Source organism: Mycolicibacter senuensis (genome assembly GCF_003284925.1).
GTDB lineage: Bacteria > Actinomycetota > Actinomycetes > Mycobacteriales > Mycobacteriaceae > Mycobacterium > Mycobacterium algericum_A.
The window spans coordinates 1-18,949 of record NZ_QMEX01000073.1; the positions used below are offsets into that span (position 1 = coordinate 1).

22 protein-coding genes and 3 tRNA genes are annotated in these 18,949 nt (G+C 67.6%); 5 read left to right on the forward strand and 20 right to left on the reverse strand.

Annotation, left to right across the window (positions count from 1 at the left end; translation table 11 throughout):
- Positions 1–259: 259 nt before the first annotated feature.
- Both DQP56_RS15685 and DQP56_RS15695 read right to left on the reverse strand, forming a co-directional pair.
- Positions 260–889, reverse strand: a complete 630-nt coding sequence (locus tag DQP56_RS15685; protein ID WP_112686935.1) for a GNAT family N-acetyltransferase — start codon at positions 887–889, stop codon at positions 260–262.
- 481 nt (positions 890–1,370) lie between these two features.
- Positions 1,371–2,339 (reverse strand): NAD(P)H-quinone oxidoreductase, encoded by a 969-nt coding sequence (locus DQP56_RS15695; protein ID WP_112686937.1) that lies wholly within the window; start codon positions 2,337–2,339, stop codon positions 1,371–1,373.
- A 24-nt stretch (positions 2,340–2,363) separates the two neighbouring features.
- Here DQP56_RS15695 and DQP56_RS15700 point away from each other — a divergent pair.
- Positions 2,364–2,450 (forward strand) — tRNA-Ser (locus DQP56_RS15700).
- Between the two features lie 241 nt (positions 2,451–2,691).
- On the opposite strand, the gene DQP56_RS15705 is transcribed toward DQP56_RS15700, so the two are convergent.
- The 7 genes from DQP56_RS15705 to DQP56_RS15735 all read right to left on the reverse strand — a co-directional run bounded on the left by DQP56_RS15705 (position 2,692) and on the right by DQP56_RS15735 (position 9,003).
- Positions 2,692–3,864 (reverse strand): Fic family protein, encoded by a 1,173-nt coding sequence (locus DQP56_RS15705; protein ID WP_112686939.1) that lies wholly within the window; start codon positions 3,862–3,864, stop codon positions 2,692–2,694.
- 213 nt (positions 3,865–4,077) lie between these two features.
- Entirely contained in the window at positions 4,078–4,506 is a 429-nt protein-coding gene (locus tag DQP56_RS15710; protein WP_112686941.1) for a hypothetical protein, read from the reverse strand.
- A gap of 135 nt (positions 4,507–4,641) precedes the next feature.
- Positions 4,642–5,547: a transcriptional regulator CynR gene (cynR, locus tag DQP56_RS15715; protein ID WP_112686943.1), complete on the reverse strand. Its 906-nt coding sequence runs from the start codon at positions 5,545–5,547 to the stop codon at positions 4,642–4,644.
- 164 nt (positions 5,548–5,711) lie between these two features.
- Positions 5,712–6,950 (reverse strand): lipase LipE, encoded by a 1,239-nt coding sequence (gene lipE / locus DQP56_RS15720; protein ID WP_112686945.1) that lies wholly within the window; start codon positions 6,948–6,950, stop codon positions 5,712–5,714.
- A 36-nt stretch (positions 6,951–6,986) separates the two neighbouring features.
- Complete coding sequence (locus DQP56_RS15725; protein WP_112686947.1) at positions 6,987–7,859, reverse strand: acyl-CoA thioesterase; 873 nt, start codon at positions 7,857–7,859, stop codon at positions 6,987–6,989.
- Positions 7,856–8,179, reverse strand: coding sequence for a DMT family transporter (locus DQP56_RS15730; protein WP_112686949.1), 324 nt, complete (start codon positions 8,177–8,179; stop codon positions 7,856–7,858). The genes DQP56_RS15725 and DQP56_RS15730 overlap by 4 nt, the downstream gene beginning before the upstream one ends.
- A complete protein-coding gene (locus DQP56_RS15735; RefSeq protein WP_112686951.1) occupies positions 8,179–9,003 on the reverse strand; it encodes a crotonase/enoyl-CoA hydratase family protein in 825 nt (274 codons plus the stop codon). Before DQP56_RS15735 ends, DQP56_RS15730 begins: the two co-directional genes overlap by 1 nt.
- A gap of 106 nt (positions 9,004–9,109) precedes the next feature.
- On the opposite strand from DQP56_RS15735, the gene DQP56_RS15740 reads away from it, so the two are divergent.
- Positions 9,110–10,087 (forward strand): TerC/Alx family metal homeostasis membrane protein, encoded by a 978-nt coding sequence (locus DQP56_RS15740; RefSeq protein ID WP_112686953.1) that lies wholly within the window; start codon positions 9,110–9,112, stop codon positions 10,085–10,087.
- A gap of 22 nt (positions 10,088–10,109) precedes the next feature.
- On the opposite strand, the gene DQP56_RS15745 is transcribed toward DQP56_RS15740, so the two are convergent.
- The 4 genes from DQP56_RS15745 to hisC are packed head-to-tail and all read right to left on the reverse strand — an operon-like array spanning position 10,110 to position 12,290.
- Positions 10,110–10,298, reverse strand: a complete 189-nt coding sequence (locus tag DQP56_RS15745; RefSeq protein ID WP_112686955.1) for a hypothetical protein — start codon at positions 10,296–10,298, stop codon at positions 10,110–10,112.
- A gap of 42 nt (positions 10,299–10,340) precedes the next feature.
- Positions 10,341–10,808: a DUF4334 domain-containing protein gene (locus DQP56_RS15750; protein WP_112686957.1), complete on the reverse strand. Its 468-nt coding sequence runs from the start codon at positions 10,806–10,808 to the stop codon at positions 10,341–10,343.
- A 4-nt stretch (positions 10,809–10,812) separates the two neighbouring features.
- Complete coding sequence (locus DQP56_RS15755) at positions 10,813–11,232, reverse strand: SRPBCC family protein (protein WP_112686959.1); 420 nt, start codon at positions 11,230–11,232, stop codon at positions 10,813–10,815.
- An 11-nt stretch (positions 11,233–11,243) separates the two neighbouring features.
- Positions 11,244–12,290: a histidinol-phosphate transaminase gene (gene hisC / locus DQP56_RS15760; protein ID WP_112686975.1), complete on the reverse strand. Its 1,047-nt coding sequence runs from the start codon at positions 12,288–12,290 to the stop codon at positions 11,244–11,246.
- 134 nt (positions 12,291–12,424) lie between these two features.
- Between hisC and DQP56_RS15765 the strand changes: the two genes are divergently transcribed.
- Together DQP56_RS15765 and DQP56_RS15770 are read left to right on the forward strand one after the other, a co-directional pair.
- Positions 12,425–12,516: transfer RNA gene (locus tag DQP56_RS15765), tRNA-Ser, on the forward strand.
- A gap of 34 nt (positions 12,517–12,550) precedes the next feature.
- Positions 12,551–12,623: transfer RNA gene (locus DQP56_RS15770), tRNA-Arg, on the forward strand.
- 86 nt (positions 12,624–12,709) lie between these two features.
- Here DQP56_RS15770 and DQP56_RS15775 read toward each other — a convergent pair.
- The 7 genes from DQP56_RS15775 to DQP56_RS15805 all read right to left on the reverse strand — a co-directional run bounded on the left by DQP56_RS15775 (position 12,710) and on the right by DQP56_RS15805 (position 17,982).
- Positions 12,710–13,438 (reverse strand): hypothetical protein, encoded by a 729-nt coding sequence (locus DQP56_RS15775; protein WP_112686961.1) that lies wholly within the window; start codon positions 13,436–13,438, stop codon positions 12,710–12,712.
- Positions 13,435–14,175 (reverse strand): hypothetical protein, encoded by a 741-nt coding sequence (locus tag DQP56_RS15780; RefSeq protein ID WP_435673871.1) that lies wholly within the window; start codon positions 14,173–14,175, stop codon positions 13,435–13,437. The genes DQP56_RS15775 and DQP56_RS15780 overlap by 4 nt, the downstream gene beginning before the upstream one ends.
- A gap of 6 nt (positions 14,176–14,181) precedes the next feature.
- On the reverse strand, positions 14,182–14,937 hold the full coding sequence (locus DQP56_RS15785; RefSeq protein WP_112686965.1) for a hypothetical protein: 756 nt from the start codon (positions 14,935–14,937) through the stop codon (positions 14,182–14,184).
- 28 nt (positions 14,938–14,965) lie between these two features.
- Positions 14,966–15,274: a hypothetical protein gene (locus DQP56_RS15790; protein WP_013830967.1), complete on the reverse strand. Its 309-nt coding sequence runs from the start codon at positions 15,272–15,274 to the stop codon at positions 14,966–14,968.
- Positions 15,275–15,351: 77 nt separating this feature from the next.
- A complete protein-coding gene (locus tag DQP56_RS15795) occupies positions 15,352–16,608 on the reverse strand; it encodes an amidohydrolase (RefSeq protein ID WP_112686967.1) in 1,257 nt (418 codons plus the stop codon).
- Positions 16,605–17,630 (reverse strand): phosphotransferase family protein, encoded by a 1,026-nt coding sequence (locus tag DQP56_RS15800; protein WP_112686969.1) that lies wholly within the window; start codon positions 17,628–17,630, stop codon positions 16,605–16,607. The genes DQP56_RS15795 and DQP56_RS15800 overlap by 4 nt, the downstream gene beginning before the upstream one ends.
- Positions 17,631–17,637: 7 nt before the next feature.
- Positions 17,638–17,982: a nuclear transport factor 2 family protein gene (locus DQP56_RS15805; RefSeq protein WP_112686971.1), complete on the reverse strand. Its 345-nt coding sequence runs from the start codon at positions 17,980–17,982 to the stop codon at positions 17,638–17,640.
- Between the two features lie 115 nt (positions 17,983–18,097).
- Here DQP56_RS15805 and DQP56_RS15810 point away from each other — a divergent pair, with 115 nt between their 5' ends.
- A complete protein-coding gene (locus DQP56_RS15810) occupies positions 18,098–18,802 on the forward strand; it encodes a response regulator transcription factor (protein ID WP_112686973.1) in 705 nt (234 codons plus the stop codon).
- Positions 18,803–18,949: the final 147 nt, after the last annotated feature.

Consider the following 18,949-nt stretch of genomic DNA (forward strand, 5'->3'; position numbering starts at 1 on the left):
CAGCAAGGCCGTCAGCGGTAGCAGCACCGTCGGTAAGGGCGGCGTCGGCGGCGCCGGCGGTGTGGGCGCACCGTAAGCTCCCGCGCTGGACGGGTTTTCCCGTAACGACCGAGTGCCCGGTCCGACAGCTGTCGGACCGGGCACTCGGCCAGTTGTAGCGGGCGCGGGTCTGGTCGGTCGCTGGGCCGGCGGCACCGACAACAAAGGCGGTGACGGATGGAGGTATCCGTCACCGCCCTCGTTTACGGCGGCTGGCGTGCTACAGCGTCTCGTGATGGCCCGGGATGTCGTCGGGGGTTCTCGGCCACGCGAACACCGCGATCCGCTGATCCCACTTGGCCATGTAGTGCTCGCCGAGGAATGCCCCCTGACGCCGTTCCCAGGCACGGCGCCCGTAGGAATTCGGGTCGGCGTTGGTGTCTCCGATGATCCGTCGGCACTGCGGTTCGACGTCGAACACGCCCTCGACGAGCGCTTTGAACAGGATTATCCCGTGTCCGCGTTTGAGCATGTCGAACTCGCCGAAGGCGATATGCAACCCCACATCATAGGGATCGGCGGTGTAGATGGTGGCAAGATCATCTTGTGCGGCCCGGAACAGCTCCATGTATGCCATCGGCCGGCCGTCGATGCTGATGACGTAGGGCCGCGAATAGTTGGCGCCGTATTGGACTTCCATGTGCTGGCGCCATTGGTCGGGCGGGTAGGCGTAGTTCCAGGTCTCCGCCAGATGCGGCCGGTTCATCCAGTCGGAGATCAACTCGGCGTCGCCGGCCGGATCGGCGTAACGCACGCTGTACGGGTCGGGGAACACCGGCAGCGGCGGCGGCGGAACCATCAGAATCTCGTCCGGTAGATCAACCCGCTGCCGCGGCATGCGTGTACTCATGGCGCACCCGAATCCGTTGTAGCCGACGTGGTTTCGGTCGCCATGACACTTGCCTCCTGAAAGTCCGTTGACGGCAGCGCCGTCGCCAATCGGTTCACCGATGATGCTACGTCCACGCGCGAGCGTGCGGGTCTGTACGCCGACACGCCGCACAAACTGACATTCGACGCACGCTCGCCGCTTTAGACCGTCAACACGGCAACCGCGCGCCGATCACCGGCTTGATGCGGCCATCGGCCGGCATCGGCCACACTTCTCGGTCCCCGGTGCGACGACGGCGGCCCTGCCGCGCGGGCCCACCACCGGCCGACCGCGCAGCGCGGTGCCGATCGCCTCGGCGCCCAGCTCGCGGCAGATCGGCCTCACCACAGTGGAACTCGTCGGAGTCTCGCACCCTTGATCTCGGCTGTCTCACGTTGGGGCAGGTAGCACTCAACGGCGTGGACCACCGCCTGGTGCATGGCCGTGCCGGTTCGCGCCGCTAGACGGTCAGCACGACCTTCCCGGTCACCTCACCCGATGCCAGCAGCCGATGTGCGTCGGCGGCCTGCTCGATCGGCAACCGCGCGCCGATCACCGGCTTGATGCGGCCGTCGGCCAGCATCGGCCACACCTTGTCGGTCACCGCTGCGACGACGGCGCCCTTGCCGCGCGGGCCCTCCACCGGCCGGCCGCGCAGCGCGGTGCCGATCACCCCGGCGCGCTTGCCGATCAGCTTGCCGATGTTGAGCTCGCCCTTGACCCCACCCTGCATGCCGATGATGACCAGCCGCCCATCGTTGGCCAGCGCATCGATATTGCGGTCCAGATACGCCGCGCCCATGATGTCCAGGATCACGTCGGCGCCGCCGGCCTCGCGGATCCGCGCGACGAAGTCCTCGTCGTGATAGTTGATGGTGACCTCGGCGCCCAGCTCGCGGCAGAGCGCCAGCTTGGCTTCCGAGCCGGCGGTGACGGCCACCCACGCCCCGAGCTGGCGGGCCACCTGAATGGCGTGACTGCCGACCCCGCTCGCCCCGCCGTGCACCAGCAACTGCTGGCCCTCGGACAGGCCCGCCGTCTGCACCAGGTTCGACCAGACCGTGCAGGCCACCTCCGGCAGGCCGGCGGCGTCCAGCAGATCCACGCCCGCGGGAATCGGCAGTACCTGCGGCGCCGGTACCGCGACGTACTCGGCGTAGCCGCCGCCGGATAGCAACGCGCAAACATCTTGCCCGACAGCCCAATCGGCGACGTCATCACCCAGCGCAGCAACCACCCCGGAGACCTCCAGCCCGATGGTGTCGCTGGCTCCCGGGGGCGGCGGGTACTTGCCGGCGGCCTGCAGCAGGTCGGCGCGGTTCACCCCGGCCGCGGCGACGCGGATCAGCACCTCACCGGGGCCGGGCTGGAGATCGGGAACCTCCCGCCAGGACAACACATCAGCGGACTCGGCGACGATGGCATGCATGGTGGCCAGGGTACGATTTCCCGCGGTGGCGTGGCAGAGCGGCCTAATGCACTCGCCTTGAAAGCGAGAGACGGCTAACACCGTCCGGGGGTTCAAATCCCTCCGCCACCGCCGGTTGAGGACGGTTTCCGGGTCAGTGGTCGAGGCTCGGAAGCCGCCTCAAGACTCTGACCCGGGATGCGGCCCGGACCGCGGCGCGGATCAGCTGTGCCGGTCGCGGAGATCCCGCGGCTTCGGGACGTAGCTCTCGAAAGCCGCGGCGAACTCGTCCTGGTGCGCGACGATCCAGGCGACGGGGCGGGGCGGTGTCATACCGTCGGATGTAGGTGCCAGACCACGTCAGCGGTGCGGATCAGCCGCGCCGTCCCGCCCGCTCGGCGAATGCGTCGAGTGCTTGGAGGACCTCCGGTGCCCGCCAGATCCGGTTGCGTGTCCGCCCCGAGGATTCGATGACAATCCCAGCCTCAGCCAGGGGATCGAGATAGCGCCGCGGGTGATCGGTTCTCAGCCCGAGTTCGTCGCGTAGCAACACACCGTTGACGACCGGGCGTCGAGTCAGAAGATCGGCGACTTTCCACACGGCCGAGTCCGATCGTGCGGTGAGCCGTTCATTCCAGCTGGACCGTATATCGCGCAGTTCGGTGATCAGTTGTCTTCCGTTGACGACGGCTCGGATGCTCGCCTGGGCGAACTTCTCGACAATGAGAACGACATCGCCCTGGCGGTACGCGGTAAGCGCGTCGATGTAGCCCGCCGTGTCAGCGAGCAAGCCAGCCGAAACTGGAACGGTGACTTGGCGGGTTAAGCCCTTGCTACGCAACATCGCCTGGACCAGTGCGCGCCCGGTGCGTCCGTTGCCGTCAGTAAACGGGTGAATCGTTTCGAACTGGGCGTGCGTGATCGCAATCTGTGCCAGCAGCGGAGCGTCACCGCGCTGCGCGTAAGCGATCAGGTCATCGATCGCCGCTGGCACACGGGTGTGCTCAGGAGGGACGAACTCAGCTGCGATCGGACTATTGCCTCCCCCTATCCACACCGGTTCGGTTCGCCACTGTCCGGGCGTGTGCCGCGGCTGCCCTTTCAACAAGGCCGCGTGCATCGCCAGGATGGCCTCAGGTGTGATGGTGGCCGACAGTTCGATCGCGGCCTGCATCGCGGCAGTGTTGGCCACGATGAGTTCGGCGTTCGGCTTGCCCTTCCCGTTCGACAATTCGGCTTCGGCAATGGATCGAGCCGAGGCGGTGAGATTCTCGATGCGGGAACTGGCCGCCGACTCCGAACGCAACAGTACCGAGGCGAACGGCACGATTTCACCGCCAAGCTCGGCGTCGAAGCGAGCGATCTCGTGACTGGCATCCTCCATCTCGGCGTCAGCGGACGGCGGCAACGAAATATCCAGATCAGCGATGGTGACCGGGACCGCAGCCGAGTAGGGAGCTGGGCGACGGGAGCTTCGGGCGTACCCGAGATCGAGACTCGGCTGCCATTGCAGTGTCTCGTATGTCAGCGGAGCAAGTGTCGCCATACCCCCATGATAGCGACACTTATAGGCTAAGTGTCGCTATCTCCGCGCGCAACCGCCACTTGGCCGACGGATCCCCCGGGTGCACCCCGTGGGGCGCTATCTCGCGTCATCGCTAACAGATCACCCCGGCGGTTGGCCGGGGTGATCTGCTCGGGTCGAGTGCCGACCACCGCGTCGCGCGAACGCGACACGAGCTGGCCGGCGGTGCTTCGCTCAGCCCACCAGACCGGGCTCCGCTTCACCGCTGCGCCGCCGCTGCAGCAGCACCGCCGACCAGCCCTGGTCTATCCGGACATGTCGCACCGCTCCGACGCCGTACTGGCGCAACGCGGCGAGAAACCACTCCCAGCGCAGATCGGTGCCCGGCTGGCCGGGTTCGCAGTAGACCACCCATGCGATGCGGCCGGAGCCGGCCGCGTGGTAGGCCGCACGCAGAAACGCCAGGTCCACCCGCCGGGTGGCGAACGCGATGACCACGTCGGCGTGGCCGGGATTCGCGCGACTGTTCGGCAGCAGCCGCAGCATGGAATCGGCGGGGGCGTTGATCACCGCCACGCGGTGGTGGCGGTCGATGTCCAATGTCTGCTCGAGTTGGGCCAACCCCGGAGCGCTGGTGGGGTCGTCGTAGAGGGTGCTCGTCATCAAGTGGTGACCCTGCCTTTCTCGTGCTCGACGTTTTCCAGTTGTTTGAAAACCGTTTACTCAGCCGACATTCAGCATGGGATGGCGGTGACCATGGTGTCCAATACGCAGACCCACGTCGAACTATTGGTTAGATCAATAGCTGCCGGTCGGGCCCTGTCGTGCGGCCACCACAGTGTCGAGCGTCTCGGTGAACGCTCGTGTCGCCGCGGACCGGTAGACGCCGGCCCGCTGCAGCAGTTGCACGGTGCGCGCCGGCAGCGGTGGTTGCAGCGGCACCGGGTGCAGATCAGCGCGTTCGCGGGTGATTGCGTCGGGCAACACCGTGGCCACGACATTGCGGCGCACCAACTCCAGCAACGCGCTGATCGAGTTCGATTCGATCGCGATGTGCTGCTGTACCTGGTGTTCGGCGAAATACTCGTCCACGTGCTTGCGCGTGGCGAAGTCCGAACTGAGCAGGCCGAGCGGCTCGTCGGCCAGTGCGGAGATCGGCACCGTCGTGGTCGCCGTCCCCAACGGATGATCCGTGCCGACCACCAGGCACAGCGTTTCGGTGAACAGTGTGCGACTCTCGATTCCGGCAGCGTGCTGGCCGTCGAAGCCGATCCCCAGGTCGAGCCGATCCGCCAGCAGATCGGCCTCGACCCGATCCTGGTTGGTCTCCAGGACGGTCACCCTGATGCCGGGGTGGGCCACCCGGAAACTGTGGGTGAGCACGCCGACCAGGTACGCGGTGAACGTCGGTGTGACCGCGATCCGCAGGTGGCCGCGGGACAGATCCCGGACGTCGTGCACGGCCCGCGCGCCGGCCTGCAGATCACGCATCGCCAGCCGGGCATGGTGCACATAGGCCGCTCCGGCGTCGGTGAGGCGGACGGTGCGCCCGGACCGGTCGAACAACGCCACACCCAGGGTGCGCTCGAGCTGCTTGATCTGCTGCGACAGCGTCGGCTGGGAGACGTGCAGCGCCTCGGCGGCCCGCGTGAAATTCTGGTGGTCGGCGACCGCCAGCAGGTATGTGAGGTGCCGCAGCTCCATCGACCAACTATAGGAATTATCGATAATCGGCGCTGCGCTACCCGAATTACGGCTGCGCCGCGCCCCGGGCGCATCCACTCGGGCGTTGACACTGCGCCCACGGCGCGGCCTACTCGCACTTGCTCGCCCCGGGGCGCAGCGTCAACGAAGCTCTGGACGCAGCGTCAGCGAAGCCGCGGGATCTCGCCGGTGATCCGGTCCATCAGTGCGCGGTAGCGCTTGACCTCCGGGTCCTGGCCCGGCTTGCCGCTGGAGATCAACCCGGCCGACAGGCCCCGCTCCGGGTCGGTCCAGATGGCGCAGTTGACCAGCCCGAGATGCCCGAACGCGGCCGGTGCGCCGCGGCCGAACGGCCCGAACCGCTTCGACCCCAACATGAAACCGGTGCCCCAGCGCAACGGCGCCAGGCCGGTCGCCACATCCGGCCGCAGCCGGCGACACTGTGCGGTGGCCGCGGCCATGGTCTCCGGCGAGACCACCCGCACCCCGTCGAGTTCCCCGCCCCGGCGCCAGATCTCGGCGAACCGCGACAACTCGTCCGCGGTGGAGATGGTGTTGGACGACGGCACCACCGTGGTCAGGAAGAATGGACTGTTGGTGACCGGGATGATCTCGTACACCGATCCGCCGATCGCCTTGCGGAACACCGCTACCGCCGCACCGGTCGGTTGCTTTCCGGTGGCGTGGCTGGGTGCCACCAGCGGGATATCCTGCGGTGCAACACCGTAATTGGTCCACCGGAATCCCAGTGGTTCGAGGATCTCGGTCGCCAGCACCTCCCGGATGTCCTTGCCGGTGGCGGCGCGCACGATCTCGCGGGTCAGCGGCCCCCAGGTCAGCGCGTGATACATGTGCATGAACCCCGGCGGGTAGATCAGCCGCAGGTTGGCCAGCTGTGCCTGGGCGTACTCGGGATCGTCGGCGCGGTTGAGGTCGGGTTTGGGCCCGGTGGCGAACGGCACACCGGCGCTGTGCGTCATCACGTGCCGGATGGTGGTGCGGGACTTGCCGTGTCGGCCGTAATCGGGCAGGTAGTCGCTGACACGATCATCCAGGCTGAACACGCCGCGCTCGGCGAGCATGTGCAGCACCGTGCTGGTGATGGCCTTGGCGGTCGAGTACACACAGAACGGGGTGTCGACTCCCACCGGGATCAGTTCGGCATCGGCGGGATCGGACGGGCCGTTGCCCCACGCGTGCCCGATCGCGCGGTTGAGCACCACGCGCCCGTTGTGGCGCAGGCACAACTGGATGGCCGGATGCAGTCCGGCCTGATACCAGTGCCGGGCGCTCTGCCAGATCCGGTCCACGGCCGCCGGGTCGATACCCGAGTGATCCTCGTCGCCGATCGCGGTGACGGCATCGAGATCGTCGGGAACACGGATGGTGCCTTCGGGTGTCATGCTCGTCAGGTTACGTGCGCCGGCCGCAAGCGCTCCTCAGCGTCGCGGCCCCCGGCCGAAGTACAGTTCCTGCGTGGCAACGCAGACCAGCTGTCCGGCCCGGTTATACATCGTGGAGGTCGCCAGCCCGCGCCCGGCGACGCCGCTGGGCGAGAACTGGTCCGACAGCACCCAATCGGACAGCTCCACGGGCCGCTGAAACCACAGTGCATGATCGATCAGCGCGTTGAACGCGCTGGCTACCGTGGCTCGCCGCATGGTCACCGCGGTCTCGACCATCTTGGTGCCCGACAAGTAGGTCAGCAGTGCGCTGTGCAGTGCCGGGTCGGCCGGAACCGGCTCGGAAGGCTTCCACCACAACCGGATTCGCGGTGACGGCTCGGGGAGTTCCAGGGCCAGCCGCGGCGGTGGGTCGATGTAGCGCTGGTCGAAAGGGTGCGGCTGGACCCAGTAGCCGCCCAGCTCGCCGGCGTAGTCCGCCAGCTGCTGTTGCAATGTCGGCAGCGATTCCGGGTCGGGCACATCCGGCATCGACTGCTGATACGACGGCGCGTCGACGTCGGCGCTGAACGAGGACAGCACCTCCAGCAGGATCTGGCCGTCCTGGCGGGCGGTGACCTGCCGGGTGGACAGTGTGCCGCCGTCGCGCGCCACCTCGACGTGCAGGTCGACCGGGCGGCGGGCGTCCCCGGCCCGCACGTAGTAGGCGTGCATGCTGTGCGGCACGCGCCCCGGGGCGGTGCGGGCCGCCGCCATCAGCGCCTGGCCGGCGATGTGCCCCCCGACGATGTGATGCTGCGGGTTGTCGAGTTGGGTGGCCAGGAAGTGCTCGTCGTCGATGCGGTCGACGTCGAGCGTGGCGACGACGTCGGCCAGCGCGGGCTGGCGGTGAGTCAGCTCGGAGGTCATGCGTGCGCCCCGTATTCCAGCAAGAACACCCCGGCCCCGATCAGCACCACCCCGCCGGCCATCACCGCCGTGAACGGGTCATCGAACAGAAATCTCGCCAGCACCGCCGTCAGCGCCACCCCGACGCCCGACCACACCCCGTAGGCCACCCCGACCGGGATGCCCCGCTTCAGCACGACCGCCAGCAACGCAAACGACAGCAGGTAGCCGACCACCACCGGGACCGCCCAGCCGAGCCGGCTGAAGCCGTCGGAGGCCCGCAACGACAGCGTCCCGGCGACCTCGAATCCGATGGCCCCCAGCAGCAGCACCCAGGCCATCACTCGCCGGTGAACTCGGGCTTGCGTTTGCCCATGATGGCGCCGATGCCCTCCATCAGGTCCTTGGACGCCAAGAAGGCCGAGTTCCACGCCGCCACGTAGCGCAAACTGGCCGCCACCCGGTCGGTGCGCTGCTGGTCGAGCACGTCTTTGACCCCGGCGACGGTCAGCGGCGGGTTGGCGGCGATCTCGGCCGCGGTGGCGTGCGCGGCGGCCAGGCACGCCTCGGCATCGGCATAGACGTCGTTGACCAGGCCGATCTTCTCCGCCCGGGCCGCGTCGATGTCCTTGCCGGTCAGCGCCAGCTCCCGCAGGTGCCCGTCGGACAGGATCAGCGGCAGCCGGGCCAGGCTGCCGACGTCGGCGACGATGGCCAGCTTGACCTCGCGCACGCTGAACTTGGCGTCGGCCGACGCGTAACGGATGTCGACCGCCGAGATCAGGTCGACCCCACCGCCGATGCACCAGCCCTGCACCGCGGCGATCGTCGGGGTGCGGCAGTCGGCGACGGCGCTGATCGCGGCCTGCATGCTTTGCAGTTCGCGGTGGAAGTCCGCCCGCGGCCGGGCCAGCGCCCCCTCGGCCAGCATCGGGGTCATGGTGCCGCCCATCGCGGCCAGGTCCAGCCCGTAGCTGAAGTTCTTGCCCGACCCGGTCAGCACGATCGCCCGCACATCACGATCGGTGTCCAGTCGGGTGAACACCACCGGCAGCTCCGACCAGAACGCCGGACCCATCGCGTTGCCCTTGCCCGGCCCGATCAGCGTGACCCGGGCGACGTGCTCGGAGATCTCGACGGTGACGGATTCATAGGTCTCGGCCATACCCCAGACGGTAGCGTGCGAGCGGCGCCGCCGGTTGAGCGCATTCACCGGCCGGCAACCTGCGCGCCAGCCCGGTGTCGCCGAACGTGGCTACCGTGGTCAGGACATGCACACTTCGGGGTGGTTATGGGGGCTGACGATCGTCGGCCTAGTCGGATTGCTCACATTCGACTACGTGTTCCACGTCCGCAGGGCCCATATCCCGACGCTGCGAGAAGCCGCCGGCTGGTCCGCCGGCTACGTCGGCGTGGCGGTGCTGTTCGGGTTCGGCATGCTGATCTTCGGCGGCGTGGACGCGGGTTCGGAGTACTTCGCCGGCTACGTGACCGAGAAGGCGCTGTCGGTCGACAACCTGTTCGTATTCCTGGTCATCATCGCCAGCTTCCGGGTGCCTCGTGCCGACCAGCAGAAGGTGCTGCTGTTCGGGATCGTCATGGCTTTGGCCGCGCGGGCCGGTTTCATCTTGCTCGGTGCCGCGCTGATCAACCGTTTCGCCTGGGTTTTCTACTTCTTCGGCCTGTTCCTTCTGCTGGCGGCGGGCAACATGCTCAGGTCGGGCCGCCAAGAGGAGGCCCACCGAACCCCCGATGTCATCGTCGGGCTGGCGAAGAAGGTGGTGCCCACCAGCGCGCGTTATGACGGCGACCGGTTGTTCACCCGGATCGGCGGGCGCTGGGTAATCACCCCGATGCTGCTGGTCATGCTGGCGATCGCCGGCACCGATGTGATCTTCGCGCTGGACTCGATCCCGGCGATCTTCGGCCTGACGCAGAACACTTACATCGTGTTCACCGCCACGGCGTTTTCGCTGCTGGGTCTGCGGCAGCTCTACTTCCTGATCGACGGCCTGCTCGACCGGCTGGTGTACCTGTCGCACGGCCTGTCGGTGATCCTCGGCTTCATCGGCATCAAGCTGATCATGCACGCGATGCACGAACAGGGCGTTGGCGGCATCGAGATCGGCACCGGGACCTCGCTGCTGGTGATCGTCGGCGTGCTCGCCGCCACGATCATCGCCTCACTGCGGCACCGCCGACACGCAGCCATTAGCGAGCCCGAGCCCGAGCTCGTGCTGTACCGCTGATCGCGGTCAGCCCGCCGGTGGCTTAAGAGCGGTCGCCTTCGGTGCTGTCGAAAAACCGCCACTGGCCGTCGAGGTCGACCTCCATCCGCCACCCCAGTTCGGTGTTGTCGGCCTTGACGTCGACGAACCAGGCGTGCGCGTCGTCGGCGCTGGCGATGTCCTTGGTGCCCACGACCTCGCCGTGCGGGTTCAGTACTCGGTAGGTAGACATGCCTCGCAGGGTTCCCGCCCGCCGGGGCGACCAATCGTGGAGTTAGACCCGCTCGAGGTAGAAGTAGAAGTAGCGGCCCTCATCGAGCACGCCCTTGCCGTTCATGATGCCGAACACGGTGTCGTCGTCGACCCGCTTGAAGTGGTCGTGGGTGGGCTGGCCGTCGTAGACCATGGTGGCCACCACCTCGCCGCGGAACTCCTCGGCCCACAGGCTGGCCTCGCCCTTGCCGAGCTTGGTGTTGGAGAACTTGTTGCCGTTCTCATCCAGGCAGACCAGCGGCTGCACGTCGGTGATCGAGTTGAACGTCTTGCCGAACCAGCGGGCCTTCTCCAACAACCCGTTCATCTTGTGGCCGGTGACGAACTCGCCGCCGCGCCACTCGCCGATCAGCTGATCGAGGGTGGCCGGGGGCAGTGCCGCCCAGAACTCGTCCAGTTCGGCATCCGCGATGGTGTCGGTGCGCTCCTTGAACGCGGTGAACGTCTTGCGGGCCAGGTCCTCATTCATGCGTCTAACTCCTCCCGGCCTTCTTGACGGCCCGTTTGAGCCCGAACAGCAACACGTTGGCCAACACCGAGGCCACCCCGGGCAGGCCGTTGTCGGCGCTGACGGTGTAGCTGATCTGGGTACCGGAACCCTCGGGGCGCAGCACCACGTCGCCGACGTAGTTGCGGAACGGGATGCCCGACACCCCCCGGTAGCTCAGCCGGTGGCCGGGATCGAACACGGTGATCTCCTCCACCAGCGGTGCCATCCCCGGCACCGCCTGGATGCGCCGCTGGGCGCCGACGCCGTTGGGCTCGGGGGCCCCGGGCCGGACCACGGTGATCTTCAGACCGGGAGCCCAGGCGGACATGCCCTCGTAGTCGGAGAGCACCTCCCACACCCGGGATGCGGGCGCGGCGACAGTGGCGGTTGCGGTGGCGTGCATAGATCTCCTCGTCAGATCCAGTCCTGAGCGAACCGTAACAGCGCGTCGTTCTCCTCCGGCGCGCCGATGGTCACCCGGACCCCGTCTTGGCCGTAGGGGCGTACCACGATGCGGGCGTCCGCGGCGGCGGCCACGAAGTCCGCGGTGCGCGCCGCCAGCGGCAGCCACACGAAGTTGGCCTGCGAATCCGGCAGCTCGAACCCGGCCTCACGCAGCGCCGCGGCGACCCGGGCCCGCTCGGCGACCACCGCGTCGGTGCGGGCCAGCAGTTCGTCACCGGCGTCCATCGAGGCGATCCCGGCGACCTGCGCCACGCTGGACACGGTGAACGGCACGTAGACCTTGCCCAGTGCGGTGATGATCTCCGGATCGCCGACCGCATAGCCCAGCCGCAGGCCCGCCAGCCCGTAGGCCTTGGAAAAGGTTCGCAGCACAACCACATTGGGGTGGTCGCGGGCCAGGCCCAGGCTGTCGGGCGTCATGGGATCGCGGATGTACTCCACGTACGCCTCGTCGATGGCGACCAGGATGTGCGGCGGCACCGCCGCCACGAACCGCGCCAGCGCGTCGGGGTGCACGACGGTGGAGGTGGGGTTGTTCGGATTGCAGATGAAGATCAGCCGGGTGCGCTCGGTGATGGCGGCCAGCATCGCGTCCAGGTCGTAGGTGTGATCACGCAGCGGCACCTGCACCGGGACGGCGCCGGCGGTGCGCACCTGCAACGGGTAGATCTCGAAGCTGCGCCAGCCGAACACCACCTCGTCGCCGGCGCCGGAGCTGATCTGGATGAGTTGCTGGCACAGGCTCACCGACCCGCAGCCGGCCGCCACCTGCTCGGGGGCGAAGCCGACGTGGCTGGCCAACCGGGCGCGCAGCGTCGCGTAGCCGTTGTCGGGGTAGCGGTTGATGCCGGCCAGGGCGGCCTCGACGGCCTTGACCACGCTGGGCAGCGGCTCCGGCACCGTCTCGTTGCTGGCCAGCTTGATCGATCCCGGTACCGTCTTGCCCTCGACGTAGGCCGGCAGTGCGGCGATCTCGGGGCGCAGGCGGACGGTCACGGACCACAGCATATGTGGGCCGTATGAACCGGCGGTTTAGCGAGGCTCGACGGAGGAGAGCCGAAGCTGGAACCGCCGCATGAACCCGCGGTTTAGAAGCTCGGGCATCGATCCGGTACCCTCGACAAGTTCGAGGAGGCGTGCCAGAGCGGCCGAATGGGACTCACTGCTAATGAGTTGTCCCCTTAACGGGGGACCGGAGGTTCAAATCCTCTCGCCTCCGCCACGGCCGGGCTTGCTCGACCGACAATTGAAGACAGGCGCCCGTAGCTCAACGGATAGAGCATCTGACTACGGATCAGAAGGTTGGGGGTTCGAATCCCTTCGGGCGCACTTATTTTCCTCCGCTGCGGCTACGGCGAGAAAGCGCCGGCGGCCACCGTCCTGAGTGCAGCGTCAACCCGCCGAGCGCCCCCCGATCATCTCTGCGCGGAGGCGCCCGGCGAGAACCAGGCCTGCTTGGCCTTCCAGGATCGCGCCAGCCCGTAGGCGAAGATCATCACCGATAGGCAGATGCAGCCCCAGATCGCCGGCCCGGCATAGCCGCCGGCCCAGATCGAGACGATCGCGATCAGGCATGCCAGCACCGTGAACGACATCGATGCCAGGTACAGGTTGACCGTGGTCCTTGCGCGGGGATCGCGCCGTAGCGCCAGCATCAGCCGCCCGACGTAGGCGCTCAAGTAGAGCACGATCCAGCACGCGGCCACCTCGTAGGCGGTCAGCCACCAGCCGTTGCCGGTCAGGTTGGCGAACATGTCGGGCTCGTGGCCCCGCTCGAGTTTGACGAAAGTGACCAGCAGCACCGCGACAGCCAGCCCCAGCGGCAGCTGCAGGTGTCTGCGCATGAGCGGCCGCACCTGGTCGGGATCGGCGAGTCGCACCATCATGTGGTAGATGTTCGCGATCACCGCCATGATCAGGACGAGGCTGCCGAGCAGGTGCTGGACGTTCCACAGCCCCAGCCAGTGGTACAGCCGCGGCCCCAGTTCGGCGCCGGCCCACGGCGACAGCAACACCAGTGCGCATCCCTCCGCCGCGATGGCGAAGGTGGCGGCAGCCTCCCACCGGGACCACCAGGTGTCGCGACGAACCCACAGGCTGTACAGGATCACCGCCAGTGTGGCGGTGATGAACGCCGACGTCATTGCGCGCCGATCGCCGTGCCGCCCCCCGAGGTGAACCATGCGCTCTTCGCCTGCCACGATCGCGCCGACCCGAACGCGAAGGTTCCCACCGACAAGCAGATGCAGGCCCAGATCGCCGGACCGGCATCGGCACGGCCGCCCCATGCCGCACCGACCACGATCAGACAGGCCGCGGTGGCGAATGTCATCGACACCAGGTAGAGGTCGATGGTGGACTTAGCCCGCGGATCCTTCCGCAGCATCAGCATCAGCCGGCTGACGTAGCCGCTGAGGTAGATCACCAGGGCGGAGCCCACCAGTTTGTAGACGGTCAGCCAGGGATCATTGCTTGCGGCGGCGAACATGTCCGGGTGGTACTCCTGGTCGGCGAGCAGATACGAGGGTGCCATCAGCCCGATGCCGAGCAGCACCGGCGGCATCAGGTGGCGGCGCATGATCGAGCGCACCTGATCGGGATCGGCGAGTCGCACCAGCATGTGATACACGTTCGCACTGACAGCCACGATCAGGCAGAAGTGGCCGAGCATCTGCTGAACGTTCCACGCCCCCAGTACGCGGTACAGCAGCGGTCCGATCGCGGGGGCGCCCCACGGCGACATCAACAGCAGCGCAGCACCTTCCAGCACCAGCGCCAGTGAGGCGGCGACCTCCCACCGCGACCACCAGGTATCGCGACGTATCCAAGAGCTGTAAGCGATGAGCGCCAATGTGGCGGCGATGAATCCTGACGTCATCACGCACTCTCACGAAAGCGCTGGTGGCGGGTTGGGCTCCTTGACCGGTCGAGCGCGGGCGGCGAACCACGCCGCCTTCGCCTGCCACGAGCGGGCAGAGCCGTAGGCGAAGATGACCACGGAGATGCACACGCACGGCCAGACCAGTTGGCTGGCATCGGCGTTGCTCCAGGTGGTGCTCAACTGGGCCACCAGAGCGGCCAGCGCGAACGCCGCCGAGGCGGTGTAGAGCTCCACGGTCTCCCTGGCCCGGGGATCGGATCGCGCCATCAGCAGCAGCCGTGTCGCGTAGCCGGAGAGGTAGATCAGCATTCCGCAGAACAGCAGCCAGTAGATCGCGGCCCAGGCACCGGTGTCGGTGCCGGTCGACAGACCGTCCGGGCGGTAATCGGCGTCGGCGACGATGAAGACCGCCACCAACGCCACCAGCCCGAGCCGCACGGGCCATTCCACGTGCCGGCGGAACAACGGCCGGACCCGGCCGAAGTCCGCCAGCCGGGGCAGCACGTGATAGATGTTGGCCGCGATCGCGACGATGAAGCAGATGTGACCGACCAACTGCTGAACGTTCCATATCCGCGTGACGGTGTGCACCGTCGGCCCTAGCGCCGTGGACGCCCACGGTGACATCAGCACCAATGCGCAGACCTCCAGCACAATCGCCAGCGTGATGCCGATCTCCCAGCGCGACCACCAGGTTTCGCGGCGCACCCACAGGCTGTAGAGCGCCACCAGCACGGTGGCACCGATAAAGGCCGACGTCATGCGTCGACGGTACTTCCCGCGGGTCCGCTCAGACCGGCGGTTTGTCGAGATCTGCCTTGAGATCGCCGAGGCGCAGCGGCCGCGACGACGATTCCAGATATTCGGTGACGGCATCATGCTCGATCAATCCGAACCGGACCTGCAGGTCAACGGGGTTCAACCCGAAGTACCTGGCAACCCGGATCAGATTGTCGGCACTGATAAGCCGACCCTCATGCGCCGCCTTGTAGTAGGCCGACTTGCGGTAACCAAATGCCTCGTAGACCTCGGTCGCGCCCAGCGGCCTGCCGACGAGGTAGGGCAGCACCACGGTTGGGTCTTTGTGACGATCGTCCACAGCAATAAACCTTAGCACGGATTCGTAGACTACACAATGATTCGATCATAACGGAAGTACGGAAACAGTCGCGGAACCTAACCCGTCGCCAGTAGCTCGAGCATCGCCCGGCTCGCGATCCGGGCGCCCACCGGGATCGCGGCGAGGTCGACGACATAATCGGGGGAGTGCGGGGTGTAGGGGAACAGCTGACCGCGCGCGGCCGCCTCGGCGTACACCTGCGGATCGGCGACACCCACCATCAAGTAGGCCAGCGGCACGTCGCGGTGCGGCCCCTTGAGCAGGTGGCAGTCTTCCGATGCCGAGACCGCGGGCAGCTCGGTGATGATGTTGTGCTCTCCGAGCGCACCGCGCAGGGCGGCGGCCAGCCGGCCGGTCAGATCCGCGTCGTTGACCAGCGGGGTGGAACCGCCGCCCATGGTGATGACGGGCATCAGCGCGTCGGGCAAGCTGAAGCTGTGGGCGATGCCCTCGCTGATCGCCCGGATCCCGCTGAGCAGCTGCTCGCGCACCTCCGGGTGGTACCAGCGCAGGTTGACCAACAGCCGCGCCTGGTCCGGGATGACGTTATAGGTGGTGCCGGCCTGCACGGAGCCGACGGTGAGCACGGCGCCCTCGCTCGGGGCGATGCTGCGGCTGATGATGCCCTGGAACTGCACGACGGCCTGGGCGGCCATCAACACGGGGTCTTTGGCCAGTTGCGGCAGCGACCCGTGTCCGCCGACGCCGTGGAACACGATCTCGAGCTGGTCGGTGCCGGCCATCCGCTCACCGCCCGCGGCGGCCACCATGCCCACCGGGACCGGCGCGGTGTGCAGGGCGATGAACGAGTCCGGGGGCGGGGCCACGTCGTAGAGGCCGTCGTCGACCATGGCCGCCGCGCCGGCGATCAGCTCCTCGGCCGGCTGACCGATCAGCACCGCGGTTCCCGACCAGGAGCCGGTGGTCTCGGCGAGCACCTTGGCCATCCCCAGCATCCAGGTCACGTGCGCGTCGTGGCCGCACATGTGCCCCAGCGAGGGGTCGCTGCTGGCGTAGTCCAGGCCGGTGGCCTCCGGCACCTGCAGCGCGTCCATGTCGGCGCGGTACATCACCACCGGCCCCGGGCCGTTGGCCAACACGGCCACCACACCGGTGCGGCCGATGCCGGTGGTCACCGTGAATCCGAGGTTGCCCAGCGCCTGCGCGACGATCCGCGCGGTGCGCACCTCGTGGAAGCCCAACTCGGGATTGCGGTGCAGGTCCTTGAAGATGTCGACCAGCCGACGGGTATCGGCCTGAACGATCCTGTCGATCTCATCGATCTGGTCGACCGCATCGGGGTGACCGGTCATGTCTTGCCCGCTATCAGCGTCTGCGCCCGCTCGAACAGCCACACCGCGGCCTCGTGCAATTGGTCGCCGACGTCCTGCGGGGCCATGCCCGCCGACGCCCGTGCCAGCGTTCCCTCGATCACGATGGCCAGCTTGAAACTGGCCATCACCTCATACCAGCCGATGTGCGACAGGTCGCGGGAGCTGCCCTGGGCGTACCGCTGCACCAGATCATCAGTGGAGGCCAGGCTGTCCATCCCGGTCAGAGTGTGGCTGAACACGCTGGACCCGTCGTCCTGGCGCCAGGTGGCCAGCAGCCAGCCCAGGTCCAGCAGCGGATCTCCGATGGTCGACATCTCCCAGTCCACGATCGCCGCGACCTCCGGCCCGGTGGGGGAGAACAGCACGTTGGCCGCGTGGTAGTCGCCGTGCAGGATGCCGGGCTGCCACGACGCCGGCACGTTGCGCTGCAGCCAGTCGGCGACCTCGTCGAGGCCGGGCAGCTCGGGTCCGGGGTAGTTCTCGAACTGCCGGTAGGAGTCCAGCTCGGAAAGCCACCGCGGCACTTGGCGTTCCAGGAAGCCGTCCGGCTTTCCGTAGTCGGCCAGCCCCACCGCGACGTGGTCGACCGCGCCGAGCTTGGCCAGCGCGTCGGCCATCGACAACCCCATCTCGTAGCGCACCGCGGGGTCGTTGGCGTGCAACTCGGGCAGCTCACCGCTGGCGTTGAACCCGTCGATCGGCTCCATCAGGTAGAACACCGCGTCACCGAGCACCGTGGGGTCGTCGCAGACCGCGATCAGTCCCGGGTGGGGCACGTCGGTGTCGGCCAGCGCGGCCAGCACCCGGGTCTCCCGCAGCATCACGTCATTGCTGCGCGGCCGCAGGTGCAGCGGCCCGCGTCGCAGCACATAGCTGCGGCCCGAGCGGGTGAAACGCAACATCACGTTCTGGGTGCCGCCGGACAGTTCCGTGACGTCGGACAGCGGGCCTTCGCCGAGCTGCCGGTCGGACATCCATTGCGCTACCGGTTCCAGATCCATGCGGTGTTCAGCCCTTGGGGCGTGCCAGTTGGGAGATGGTCTGCACTCGGATCGAGTCGTCGCCGAACACGAAAGTGTCCACGCCGTCGACCTGGAACCCCGGCGAGTCCAGCGTCCACTCCAGCAGCATGATCTCGTCGTGGTAGGTCTTCGACTTGATGTCGAACACCGCGGAGGCCAGCGCATCCGAGAGCTGGCTGAACGCCGCCCTGATGCCGTCGAGGCCTGTGGCGACGCCGGCGGCGGTGATCAGCACCGAGTCGTTGGTGTAGTCGATCAGCAAGTCGTTGACGTCGCGGGTGAGTAGTGCGTGGAGGTGGTGGTCGAAGATCTCCTGCGGGGTGCGGGCCATGCACCGACGATATCGGTTCACAGCACCGCCATAGTGTCGATACAGGGAAGACCCATCGCCGGCGACATACTGGAACGCGATGACTGCGCCACGGGGATCGGTGGAACGTGTCGTGATGGCGCGCGCCGACGGTAAGCCCATCACCGTGCTGGTGGTGGACGACGAGACGGTGCTGGCCGAGATGGTGTCGATGGCACTGCGCTACGAGGGCTGGACCACCGCGACCGCGGGCGACGGCGCTTCGGCGATCGCCGCGGCCAAAGCCGAACGCCCCGACGTGGTGGTGCTCGACGTGATGCTGCCGGACATGAGCGGGCTGGACGTACTGCGCAAACTGCGGGAGATCAGCCCGCGGTTGCCGGTGCTGTTCCTGACCGCCAAGGACGCGCTGGAGGACCGCATCGCCGGACTGACCGCCGGCGGCGACGACTACGTCACCAAGCCGTTCAGCATCGAAGAGGTGGTGTTGCGGTTGCGGGCGCTGCTGCGGCGCACCGGGGTCAGCACCGCCGAGGCCGGGGCGCAGATCGTCGTCGGTGACCTGGTGCTCGACGAGGACTCCCACGAGGTGACGCGCGGCGGCGACCCGATCACCCTGACCTCCACCGAATTCGAGCTGTTGCGCTACCTGATGCACAACGCCAGGCGGGTGCTGTCCAAGGCGCAGATCCTGGATCGGGTATGGGACTACGACTTCGGCGGCCGGGCCAACATCGTCGAGCTCTACATCTCCTATCTGCGCAAGAAGATCGACAACGGTCGAGAGCCGATGATCCACACGCTGCGCGGCGCCGGGTATGTCCTCAAGCCGGCCGGCTGAATCGCTGCGAGCCGGCACCCGCCGCAGTTGGTCGCTGCGGGCCCGACTGCTCGCCGGCCAGGTCGCGCTGCTCACCGTGGCCTGCCTCGGTATCGGCGCCGTGACCGAGTTGGCGCTCTATCAGTACCTGGTCAGCCAACTCGACCA